9 protein-coding genes and 1 pseudogene are annotated in these 12,057 nt (G+C 47.4%); 5 read left to right on the forward strand and 5 right to left on the reverse strand.

All coding sequences use genetic code 11. The features are described 5' to 3' along the window. Position 1: 1 nt before the first annotated feature. The 4 genes from M6D81_RS27985 to M6D81_RS28000 all read right to left on the reverse strand — a co-directional run bounded on the left by M6D81_RS27985 (position 2) and on the right by M6D81_RS28000 (position 3,045). Entirely contained in the window at positions 2 to 856 is an 855-nt protein-coding gene (locus tag M6D81_RS27985; RefSeq protein ID WP_262680552.1) for an ABC transporter ATP-binding protein, read from the reverse strand. Continuing rightward, the gene (locus tag M6D81_RS27990; RefSeq protein WP_262680554.1) at positions 843 to 1,550 is read right to left on the reverse strand and encodes a hypothetical protein; all 708 of its coding nucleotides are present in this window, start codon (positions 1,548 to 1,550) and stop codon (positions 843 to 845) included. Before M6D81_RS27990 ends, M6D81_RS27985 begins: the two co-directional genes overlap by 14 nt. After that, a complete protein-coding gene (locus tag M6D81_RS27995; RefSeq protein ID WP_262680555.1) occupies positions 1,543 to 2,091 on the reverse strand; it encodes an RNA polymerase sigma factor in 549 nt (182 codons plus the stop codon). The genes M6D81_RS27990 and M6D81_RS27995 overlap by 8 nt, the downstream gene beginning before the upstream one ends. An 84-nt stretch (positions 2,092 to 2,175) precedes the next feature. Then, entirely contained in the window at positions 2,176 to 3,045 is an 870-nt protein-coding gene (locus M6D81_RS28000; protein WP_262680557.1) for an AraC family transcriptional regulator, read from the reverse strand. A gap of 113 nt (positions 3,046 to 3,158) precedes the next feature. Here M6D81_RS28000 and M6D81_RS28005 point away from each other — a divergent pair, with 113 nt between their 5' ends. Then, positions 3,159 to 4,685 carry a glycoside hydrolase family 31 protein gene (locus tag M6D81_RS28005; protein WP_262680559.1) on the forward strand — a complete coding sequence of 509 codons (1,527 nt, stop codon included), beginning with the start codon at positions 3,159 to 3,161 and terminating at the stop codon, positions 4,683 to 4,685. A 196-nt stretch (positions 4,686 to 4,881) separates the two neighbouring features. Here M6D81_RS28005 and M6D81_RS28010 read toward each other — a convergent pair whose 3' ends face one another. Continuing rightward, on the reverse strand, positions 4,882 to 5,757 hold the full coding sequence (locus tag M6D81_RS28010) for an AraC family transcriptional regulator (protein WP_262680560.1): 876 nt from the start codon (positions 5,755 to 5,757) through the stop codon (positions 4,882 to 4,884). Positions 5,758 to 5,929: 172 nt separating this feature from the next. Here M6D81_RS28010 and M6D81_RS28015 point away from each other — a divergent pair, with 172 nt between their 5' ends. The 4 genes and pseudogenes from M6D81_RS28015 to M6D81_RS28030 all read left to right on the forward strand — a co-directional run. After that, the gene (locus tag M6D81_RS28015) at positions 5,930 to 9,751 is read left to right on the forward strand and encodes a DUF4838 domain-containing protein (RefSeq protein ID WP_262680562.1); all 3,822 of its coding nucleotides are present in this window, start codon (positions 5,930 to 5,932) and stop codon (positions 9,749 to 9,751) included. A 182-nt stretch (positions 9,752 to 9,933) separates the two neighbouring features. Next, the gene (locus M6D81_RS28020) at positions 9,934 to 10,128 is read left to right on the forward strand and encodes a hypothetical protein (protein WP_262680564.1); all 195 of its coding nucleotides are present in this window, start codon (positions 9,934 to 9,936) and stop codon (positions 10,126 to 10,128) included. Positions 10,129 to 10,555: 427 nt separating this feature from the next. Continuing rightward, positions 10,556 to 11,593 carry a LacI family DNA-binding transcriptional regulator gene (locus tag M6D81_RS28025; RefSeq protein WP_262680566.1) on the forward strand — a complete coding sequence of 346 codons (1,038 nt, stop codon included), beginning with the start codon at positions 10,556 to 10,558 and terminating at the stop codon, positions 11,591 to 11,593. A gap of 259 nt (positions 11,594 to 11,852) precedes the next feature. Next, positions 11,853 to 12,057: pseudogene (locus tag M6D81_RS28030) on the forward strand (ABC transporter substrate-binding protein); the annotation flags it as partial.

The following is a 12,057-nucleotide window of genomic DNA, read 5'->3' on the forward strand; positions in this document are numbered from 1 at the left end:
CTTACACGACCTCGTCGCGGTACATGTACAGGAATACGTCCTCGAGATTCGGCGGTACACTGCGCGCTATATGGCTGCAATCGACTTCACTCATGAAGCGTACGACGGTTTTGGAGTGATCCTGATGTTCGGTGAGCGGCAGATAAGGCGCTTTTACTGCTGTTACATCATCCGTTTCATAGACCTTGCCCAGGAGTGTTCCGCAGATGGACGCCGGCGTATCGTTGACGGCCAGCTTGCGGTTTTTCAACATGATCACTTTACTGGCGATCGTCTCAATGTCCGATACGATATGCGTCGACAGGATCACAATGCGTTCCTTCGACAAGGAGGAGATCAGATTGCGGAAGCGGACGCGCTCCTTCGGATCAAGTCCCGCTGTAGGCTCATCAAGAATCAATATCTTCGGATCGTTCAGCATGGCCTGTGCAATTCCGACACGTTGAATCATGCCGCCCGAGAATTTCCGCATTTTCTTATCCCGCACGTCGGATAAGCCGACAAGGTCGATCAATTCGTTCGATCTGCGCTTGGCTGTATCGCGTTCTATTCCTTTTACGGCTGACATATATAGAAGGAATTCGCGCGGTGAGTGGTTCCTGTAATAGCCGAAGTCCTGTGGCAGATAACCGATGATGTCGCGATACGAAGCGTCAAGCCCGATAATGTCATCGCCGTTCCACAGAATTTCTCCCTTTGTAGGAAAGATGAGTGTAGTGAGCATTTTGATTAGCGTCGTTTTGCCAGCGCCATTGGGGGCAAGCAAGGCGTACACACCGCTTGAGAGCGCAAGATTAATGTTCTCCAGAGCGGTAAAACTTCCGTATTTCTTTGTTACTTGACTAAGCAGCAGCATATTTCTTCTCCTCCGACAGCATTTTTACGATTCCATAGATCAATAAAGCGGCTCCCATTACGGCAACAGCAGTGGAAAGGACGACAGGCGTTGCGCGCAACAGCGCTTCCCACTTATCGCCAAGCGAGATCGGAAGCATGATATTCACGAATACCCATATGGCGGAGAAGGCCGCATATCCCCATGCGTTATGGAGCATACGTATAGCAGATAACCCCAGTACGGCGCAGATAAAGAGAGCAGACAAGCATAGCGGGAAGAGCGAGAGAAATTCATATCCGTTGTTAGCGTGAAGTGCTGCAATAATAGTCGTGAACACCGAGCCGACGACGGAATAGCAAGCAATCCTTAATGCAGTGATTTGGCGGATGGTGTAATGGCAGGTCTGCTTGAGCTCATATATTCCGCCGGCACGCTCCGATGTCTCGGCGAACAAGGTGACGATCAGGAACAGTAATGGGGCAGCCGCAATCGCGGCGGAGTAGCGGTAATCGACAGGTGCCAGCTTGAACAGGGCAACTATGCCCGCTAGTGTTATCGAGGCAAATAGCAGGCTGTAGCCCGTGTCCCAGAAGATGAACCGGAATCCTATCGTGCGCAGCATTTTCGTCATACGTTCTTTTGCCGTTATCGGCTTCACTACGCCTTGCGACAGGATATATTGAATGCTTGCGTTTTTCTCTGTCTCATTCATCGTTGGCGAACTCCTTTCTAAGCAGGCGTACTAGTCGGTAATACTTGGACTTCACGCTTCCCTCCGGCATATCTACCGCCGCTGCGATCTCCGAGAACGTGTGGCTGGCGAATATATAGAGTCGAAAAATCTTCTGGGTATCTGACGGTAGCCCTCCTATGTAGTGGCATACTCTCTCCATGAAATCGCGCTTCTCCAACTGCCGTGTGAAGTCCGCTTCATCGATCGGCTTCTCTTCGTCAAGCTGGATCGATAGGCTCAGTTCTCGGTAGGAACGCGAGCGGTACCAGTCTACAATTTTATTCGATGCTATTTTGTACAGCCAGGCTCGGAAGCCCGTGCTTCGCTTTACGTCGAAGTGGTGAATGGTTTTGAGCATGGAGATAAAGATATCCTGTGTCAGATCAAGCGCGGTATTGTCATCCGAGATTTGCTTTTTCACAAAGCTGTGAATCTCATCGTAGTAATAGCGCACCAGCTTGTCAGCGGCGGCGAGGTCGCCGTTTCGACGAACTTTTTTGATGAGGCGCAATTCGTCCAACCACATCGCCTCCTTTCTGCCTGTTCACTCATATATTCGTAACCGGGATCGAAATAGTTTCACCTCAACTCATCGTTCTGCCAGCTACTCATAATAAATCGCGTCATAGGGGAACTCCAGCTTCTTCTGCCGATATTCCAGCGGTGTCATGGCCATATACTCGCGGAACACCTTGCCGAAGTAGCTGGGGCTGTCGAAGCCGCATCGCTTGCCGATCTCCTGCACGGGCCATTCGGTCGTTCTAAGCAATCTGACAGCGGCTTCCACTCTGCGATCCCGCAAGTAAGCAAGCGGAGAAGTGCGCTCCGACTTCTGGAACAGTCTGCACAGGTAATGTTTGTTGATCCCGCAATGCGCGGCAATCGTCTCCAGCGTGAGCGGCTGCGCGTAATGCTCCTTCATATACCGCTTGGCCTTGTCGACGATCGTGCTTGTGCTTGCGCTCAGTTCTGTGCCAGGCTCTCTGCTTGTTCTGAGCATTGACATCATCCATTCGTATACCCGGACCGACAGCTGATACTTGTCGGTGAGCGTTCCTTCGGCGATACCGTTCAGCATGGTCCAGAACTCCGCTATGACGGGAGAGTCGGCCTCCCTGCGAATGACGGGACCTTCCCGGGCAACAATGAGATCGCATATCCGGTTCGCTTCCTCCCCGCGCATGTTCAGCCAGATCACCTCCCAAGGCTCCTCCTGTTCAACGTAGTAATAGTTGTGCTGGCTAGGCACCTTGACCATAAAGCCAGTACCCGCCGGCAACGGGTAGCGTTGTCCCTCCACTTCGATGAAGCCCCGACCGCTGAGCGTATATTGGAAAATAACATGCCCCGTATCCGGTCGCAAGGTCCCGTCGAAGGCGTATTCCGGGTTGTTGATCAATTGCCAGCCGATAGAATCCAGTGTCAATATTGAGCGATCGTTAGAGCGAAATCCGTAGGATGCTGGTTTAAGCACAGGCCTGCCCTCCAATGTGAAAAGTCAATTTTGTTATAGTATATAGCACAACTTTTAGATTGTCTCCGCCCCCTTCAGACGATAAGCTCATGTTAGAGAAGGAGTGATGATGCATGACGAATCAAAAGCTTGAGCTGGAGCTTCTGCCTGACGAGCATTGGTGGGGCGGGAGAGCGGCAGACGGAAGAAGCATGCCTTACGGCATGTCGTTGTTCGAGGCGGACCTGGCTGTAAGCTTCAACGGCAATCAAGCCTGCCCTCTGCTTATTTCAAGCAAAGGCAGATATGTATGGAGCGATGAGCCCTTCGCTTTCCAATTCGATCGCAACCGCTTGCTGGTGAGCAGCGATGCCGGAGGGCTGGTGGCGGGAGAAGGTAATGAGAACCTGCGGGGAGCGTACAGCTATGTGTCCCGAACCTTCTTCCCGCCTGCAGCAACTGTTCCGGAAGAGCTGCTGTTCACCGCGCCCCAATACAATCTGTGGATCGAGCTGCTGTATGAGCCTGCGCAAGATAAGGTGCTGCAATATGCGAAGGATGCGCTTGCGCAGGGAATGCCTCCGGGCGTAATTATGATCGATGACAATTGGCATGAGCCCTATGGCACGTGGACATTCCATTCCGGCCGGTTCCCGGACCCTAAGGGAATGGTGCAGGAGCTGCATGCCATGGGCTTCAAGGTGATGCTGTGGGTATGTCCCTTCGTCTCGCCGGATTCCCTCACCTTCCGCCAGATCGAGAAGCGCGGCATACTGTTGAAGGACAGTGGAGGCAAGACGGCGCTCCGAAGATGGTGGAACGGCTTCAGCGCAGTGCTCGATTGCACCAATCCTGCAGCTGTGGCATGGATGCGCGAGCAGATGGACGCGCTGCAACGTGAATACGGGATTGACGGGTTCAAGCTGGATGCCGGCGATCCGGAGTTCTACGAGCCGGACGATCTCAGCTATGTGCCTGGAACTACACGGAATGGCCATTGCGAGGCATGGGCCAAGGTCGGGCTGAAGTACCGGCTCAATGAATACCGTGCCTGCTGGAAGCTTGCCGGGCAACCCCTGGTTCAGCGGCTGATGGATAAAAACCATGAGTGGACGGGCAACGGGCTGGACGCTCTCATTCCGGACGGTCTGGCACAAGGCCTTCTCGGGTATGCCTTCACCTGTCCCGATATGATAGGGGGAGGGCAGTATAGCAGTTTCTCGGAGGAGCGACTGGATCAGGAGCTGTTTGTGCGTTACGCCCAATGCTCCGCCCTGTTCCCCATGATGCAGTTCTCGGCGGCGCCGTGGCGACTGCTAAGTGAGCAGAACCAGCGCTATTGTGTGGAGGCGGCACAGCTGCATGTCCGGTTCGGCGATGAAATTCTGGGGCTTGCCCGCCATGCAGCCGTTAACGGGGAGCCGATCCTGCGCCATATGGCTTACGTATTCCCCGAAGAGGGTATGGAGTCTGTTCAGGACCAATTCATGCTGGGCGACTCGCTTCTGGTTGCGCCGGTCATTGCCAAGGGAGCAAGAGCGAGAGACGTGCTGTTCCCTGCGGGCAACTGGCTTGGCGATGACGGGAGCATGGTCCATGGACCGGCGAAGCTTCAGATCGATGTTCCGCTTGGCAGGCTGCCCTGGTATCGCAAGCAATAGAAGCGAGGAATGAAGACAAGCCCGCTGAGCGATGCTCAACGGGCTTGTTGCAGTATCGGCTGCAACAAATAGTCGCGAATGGTCGAATGATCGGGTACGAAGGCAGCATAAAACATGGCGAGTCCTCTTGTGGTACGATCGAAGAGTATGCCGTGGCTAACCTATGTCCATTAATGGAATAGACGAAGCGACAGGATTATGAATCAAATCTTTTACGGAATTGTAATGGCGTGCATCCATTTTTTTGTTTAAAAACATTGCTGAAATGACCTACATCGTAAAATCCTATTAAGCTGGCAACTTCCGTGACGCTAATATTGGAATCCAACAGTAATTGTTTGGCACGGTGTAAGCGAACATCTATGACCATCTGCATAGGTGTTATTCCGAACAGCTTCTTAAATTCACGTGTGAAGTGAAACGAGCTCATATTGGCCTGACTACTAATTTCTTTCAAATCCATCTTATTTGCATAATGTTTTTCAATATAATCTACTGCAGGTTTCAATTTCGCGTATTGTTCAATATAGCGGACTGGACTTAGATTCACACTGATTTCCATAGCGTATATGCGTAAAATGGATATGATAAAAGAATAGATCTCTGAAATAATTAATAATTCATATCCAATGGGTTTTGATGTGAATTCTTCAATGACGGTTTTGAATCCTCCATTTAATTTTGGCCATAGTTTATGGGCAGGTGTATATTGGTTGCGGATTTTTCGATGTCCCAGCAAGGATGAAATCCATTGTTCTGTTTCTTGGTTGGCCATCGCTCGGTACAGCAAAACTTGATCGAAGAGCATGCCGTGAATAGCTGGCTCGCCCCTTTCACTTTTATTCATCACAGAATGAACTTGGCGACTGTTGAAAAAGAAAATATCGCCTTCTTCACCGATGTAAGTTAGTTCGTCGACTTTAACTTGAACGGAGCCTGAAACAACTTGAATGATTTCCAGTTGTTCGTGCCAGTGCGGCAGAACTAAATAATTGTTAATCAAATGGGTAACTCGTGTTATTTTGAATGGGAATCGTTGTTTGTAGTCTATAACCTGTCGCTCTGTTGTCACTTTACGATCCCCCTTGTAAGCGTTTGATCTTGATTATACGCTATTTTTCGAAAAAACAATTCCCAAAAGCAATAATATACAAAAAGAAAGCAAGATGGCGCGTGGATTTTTGTAATCCTCAATGGTAACTTAAGTTCAAGCAATCGATTTCTTAAGTACAAGGAGGAGGAACATGTTAAAACGGAAGTGGACGTTGTGGACGTTGTTTTTAGTCGTAGTCTTTGCTGCAATGACAGGTCTGACGGAGAAAAGTGCAGCTCAAGCACCAGACAGTCTGACGCTGAGTCAGATCGATGAGGTACAGCTGTTGCTGGATCAGTTGATCGTATCAGGAGATGTGCGGCATCCGCTGTCCAGGCAGCTTGAAAACCGATTGCAGCAAGCCAAGCATCAGTTGGAGAACGGCTCGGTCGAGCAGGCTGGCAAGAAGATGGAAGATTTCCTGAAGCATCTTAACAATAAGGGCATGCAGAAAAATATGACTGCAACCGCAAAAACTCAGCTGGAGGATGCGGTTACAGCGATGCTGGAAGTGGAGGAGGTTCCTGCGAAGCCGTCGCTGTACATCGTCCGTGACGGACACGCGAATGCGGTTATTGTAAAACCTGAACAGAGCGGCGGAGAAATCAATGAAGCAGCGAGCGTTATGTCGGATTACATTGAGCGTGCTACAGGAGTTGAACTCCCCATATACACCATTGATCAACTTGAGAATTTGAACATAGATTCATCGACAATTATGTTGCGTATCGGGGAAGGCTCTTATCCCGAGGATCAGGAATTTGCCGCAGAAGTGAAAGCGCTTCATTCTGACGGCTTCATAATCGCTCCTTCAAAAACGCAATTAATTATTACAAGCCCGACAGTGGTCGGAACACGTAACGGCGTATATGCCTTTTTGGAGAAGTACGTAGGCGTAACATGGTTATTTCCGGGAGAGGAATGGATTGACGTACCACAATTGGAACAACTGCGTATGCCGAATAAGGCATGGAAAGATGAGCCGTCGGCGTTTTCATTAAGACGTACGATGAATATGGGCAGTGGAAATGTTTATGGGACGGTTCGTTCAGAATGGTACCGCCAGAACCGGACGATCTCTGCTTCCGAGATCGCGCTTGGTCATAATATATTTACACTTTTCCCGGTTGAAAAATATGGAGATACAGAAAAGTATCCTAATTTCTATCCCAAGAATAAGCCGCCCGCTCAAGGAGATCCTCATCGTTGGCAGCCATGTTACAGTAATCCGGCTACGATTCCAGTCGCGATCGATGGGATCAAAGAGTACTTTAGAAAAAATCCTGGTGCAATATCTTTTTCTCTGGCTGTTAATGACGGAGGAGGGTATTGTGAGGAAAATCCCGCACATCCCGCATTTCCGAATAAAATTAATTCAGTCGGCGTACAGCATATGTCCGAAATCTATTACAAATGGGTAAACGAAGTTGTTGAAGGTGTGTTGGAAGACTATCCGGACAAATGGTTTGGTCTCTACGCTTATCAGCAAGTTATGGGCCCTCCGGCTTTTCCATTGCATTCGCGAGTCATTCCTGTCATCACAAAGGATCGACTAGCTTGGGCGGATCCTGAAGTTGAAGCCCAAGGCAAAGCACACTCTGAAACCTGGAGTGAGAGAGCAACTCAACTGGGCTGGTACGATTATATGTTAAGCGGCTATTATCCATTGCCGCGTGTTTATCCGAATTTGGTGGAAGAATTGTATGAGTACGCAAGAGAGCAGAATGTGCTGGTCCATCATTGGGATATGCATCCAGTGCTCGGGGATGGTCCACAGCCATGGATAATTGCTAAGCTCGGCTGGAGTATGGAGAAAGATGTAAATACTTTGCTTGATCATTGGTATGAATCTGCAGTGGGCACAGAGGCAGCTGCAGACTTGCGGGCGTATTTCGAAATATGGGAACAATTCTGGAGAACGGAAGCGTTACAATCAGATTGGTTTAAGACATCGAAGTACGATACTTACCTGTCCATGAGACATAATTCTTATCTGGCATTTGCAGAAGATGAAATCCGTCGAAGCCGTCCATTGCTTGAATCGGTTATCGAGAAAACGCAGACGCCAGAGCAAAAAATAAGAGCGCAGCAGTTGTTGCACCAATTTGAATATTATGAAGCTTCTGCACTAACTTATCCGCGACCACTGGAAAAGCCCGAGACGGAAGAAGAGGCGCTGGCCATTTTGGATGAATTGGAACAAACGCTTGAAGAACGATTGGGAATGGTCAAGCGCCGACCGGAGCTCATTCAAGAATACAACCAAAACTCTACGCAAAGATATGCTATAGATCCGATATTAGCAGGGGAAGCCTGGTCTGGTTGGAATCCCGATGAATTTTGGCATGTAAAGCAATACTTGGAGGATAACGCTTACTTGAATGAAGAGAGCGCGATCAAACAACGCATTCTCTCTTTTCAACAAAATATTGCCAAGACGAAACTTCGCGAATATGCTTATTTGTTTGATCATAGTATGCTCGAACAGTCGTTAGCCGCTGACTACTCTTTCGAGGAAGAAGGCGTGCCATCCTGGAACTTATGGGATCCTAACAAAGCAGCTGCAATCGATGTTACGAATGAACAGGCTTCGGATGGAACACACAGCTTGCGTTTCCAAAACGCAAGGCTGGCAGGTGCATGGAAATATGTAGATGTGAAGCCTGGTTTATTGGCATCATCCGTCAAGTTTTTCACACCGGCAGATACAGCTAGCCAAGGTACTGTTCAAATCGTCATTGAACTTCATGCTGGAAGCAATAAATTGGTGTATTACTCCGATGCGCTGATGCTGGCTGATCATGCTGGGCAATGGACAGAACTTACTATATTTGATGAAATGCCGGAACAAATTAAAGGGGTAGACGTTGAACGCATTCTGATCAATACGCAAATCAGAAATGCAGAGGATGCCATCGTTTATTTGGATGATATTGGGGTATATCAAGTCCAATACGGCGCAGCGAATTTAGTTGATCTTACTAATTATTATGTTAATGAAGAAAAGTTGACTGGCGAGCAGGCTGGGCCACTGCTTGCATTGCTTGAGTCAGCAGAAGAACAATTTCAGCAAAATAGGATAGAACAATATGTAACCCTTCTCGTTGATTTCATAGCGGAAGTGGAGCAGCTTCGATCCGATGGCGTATGGAATGAAACCGATTCGCAATATCTGATTGATGAAGCTTACGCGTTAATCAGACAACAAATTGATTTTGAGCCTTTAAGCAATGAATGGCCGACTTCACATGCAGGCACATACCAAATTCCTGTTTTGATCAAAAATAATCATTCTGATACTCTAGCTTTTGAACTGTCTAGTCATACTACGGATGGTATTCAGCTCAATTTTAACAATCCTGTTCATGTACCTGCGAATCAATCTTCAACTGTGAATGGAACGCTAACCATTCCTGAAAGTCTGGAAGAAGGAGAGTATCTGGTAAATATCCACTTGAGATTGGCGGATAAGGATGTGCTGCTTTCGAGCATCGAAATTGTGCATAATACAAACTTATTAAGAAACCCCGGCTTCGAAGAGGGGGAGCTTTCGAATCCTTTGAAGGCAAATTATTGGAGCCTCAGAACGATGGAGCGATCAAGTGAGCAAGTGCACTCAGGAGAATATGCTATTAAGGCGAAGCTAAATCCAGAACAGCCTGCAGTACAAGTAGAAGCCCGTTCTTACGATATTGCGATTACGCCAGGGGTGAAATATCGCTTGAGCGGATGGGTGTATAGTGATAACAGCAAGGCAAGATTTGGCTTGCGCCAAACGAATCAATCTGCAGCGTCTTTGAGATATTCATATACTCCGATTAGCACTTCAGGTCCGGAGTGGGAATATATGGAGTTGGAAGTCGTTCCACTAGCAGAAGCAACGATTCTACAAGTGTATGTAAGATTAGAGCCGAACGTTGCAGCACCTGCATGGTTTGATGATCTGAAACTTGAAATAATACCCGAAAATTAGTGCGAAATAAACAGGATAGAGAAGGTGGAATATCGGAGGAGATTTAAGCTATAATAGTGAAGACAAATTGTTCTTCGGGAAATGAGAAAGCGATTTCAATGGCTATCAAGCAAAGAACCCTGATACGTTGCGGGGGAGCTGTTGGAAAATGAACCCCAAAATGGACAGGGGAGTTGTAAACGATGAAAAGATATAATTTTGTTCGTCCGCTGCTGCTGATTGCGGTGGCGCTGCTAGTCAAGAGTCTGGTTACGAATCTGTGCATCGTGATGGGAATGGAGCCGGCACTAGCGGAAAATATCGGTTTCATGGGGATGATCGTAGCGGCAGTCGTGGTTTATTCGAGGATTTCGCGCAATAACCGGAAGAAACAATAATGATAAGAGAAGACGCAAGGTAGGAATAAGAAGCAGAAGGGGATGTCTCATAGGGACAGCCCCTTCTGCAGATTGTTGACAATCCCCCCCTCTAAAAATTAACCGTTGTCTATTGGAAAAAGGTTGTGACTGAAAACGGTTGACGTTCTGGCAGATGGCAGTCATTAATGACTGCTCTAGAAGTGCATAAGTGTTGCATGGCTATTCCAGGGGAAGGATGGAAATGTAACTTATTAAACGCGTAGAGCCGCTGTATACGGTCTACGCGTTTTTCTTGTGCTGACGAATCGACGTTAATGGTTGTGTGAACAGAGGTCTGGTGCTACAATAGAAACGAAATAGAAAACGATTGCTTTCATTTTCTTTCTGCTGTAAAGGGATTAATGTGTCACATTGAATCGCAATATTGATGATAAAGAGGGATATAATGAATAAGCCAACAACGATACATGATATAGCCAAAGCGGCAAACGTCTCATCAGCGACAGTGTCGCGTGTTCTTAGCAATAGCACCTATCCGGTCAGTAAATTAAAGCGAGAGCGCATCTTGTCTCTTGCCAAGGAGATGAATTATGTTCCCAATCTGCTTGGCAGGCAGTTGAAGGGAAGCAGGAGTACGACTATTGGAGTGATTGTACCTTCGATCATGAACCCGTTCTACTCGTCTGTTCTATTCGGGATTGAAGAAATTGCCCGGCAAAATGATTTTACTGTAATCGCTTGCAATTCACTTCATGATCCACTGCTGGAAGATGAGTACATTCGGACGATTATGGAAAAACAAATTAAAGGTCTTGTTATATCTTCGATCTCCAGCGACAAGTCACAGCTCAAGAGCATGATCAATGCTGGCGTGCATGTAATTGCAATTGATCAGAAGATTGAAGAAGATCAAATTAGTCAGGTCGAATTCGACTATCATAAAGGCGGTTACTTGGCAACAAAGCATCTTCAATCCAAAGGACATAAACGAATTGGCTACGTGACTTCGAAAGTAGATCGTCCCAGCCGTAAAAGCATATTGCTTGGTTATATGGAAGCCATGAAGGCAGAGGGACTTGAACCTATGGTGAAGGAGTCGAAAGTAGAATTCTCCGACAACCCATTGTCAGAATTTGATACGGGGAAGCTCTTGACAAAGAAGTTGCTGGATGTACCAAATTCTCCGACGGCGATACTTGCCTGCAATGATATGATGGCATTTGGTGTTATTAATGAATTGTCAGAACGGAATATTCGAGTGCCGCAAGAGATGTCGGTTATGGGATTTGACGGGATTGACTTTGGTCAGATGATGAACCCCCAGCTAACCACAGTTAAACAGCCGGATTATGAGATGGGGAGACTGGCTTGCAAGATGCTGCTTGATAAAATGAATGGAGCAGATGTTCCTGCGTTCGATATAATTCTTCAGCCCGAGTTGATAGAACGAAGTTCTGTCGCGGAGTATCAGCAGTTAACTTGAGAGACCCAGAAATCATATGGTAGTGCTAGTAACCTTCAAAAAAAGAATTCGATTACCGTCACAATTGAGATAAACTCGAATATAGAGCGGGAATAAGACAGAAAGAATGAAAGTATACTAAAATTGATTGTCATGTAAGGGCTTACGTGGTATAGTGTAATAAGAAATCGATTTCTTTTCTTGCTTTATTTCTAAATGTAATCGATTTCTGAGAGATATGTCAGACAACTACTACGAAAAAAAGGGGAGTTGGTATGTTTTGAAAAAGGGGTCTGCTATATGGATTATGATGTTAGCTCTGGTTCTGGTATTCACAGCATGTTCATCTGGCGGCGGTTCCAATAATACGCCACCCGCTTCGCCGGGGAATGAGTCTTCTGCTCCATCGGAGGAGCCTCAGAAGCAATTGAAGTTAACAATTGGTCTGCCGGGCAGTTATGAAGTGACAAAGAAAGAGATCATTG

This window comes from Paenibacillus sp. J5C2022, assembly GCF_025567625.1.
GTDB lineage: Bacteria > Bacillota > Bacilli > Paenibacillales > Paenibacillaceae > Pristimantibacillus.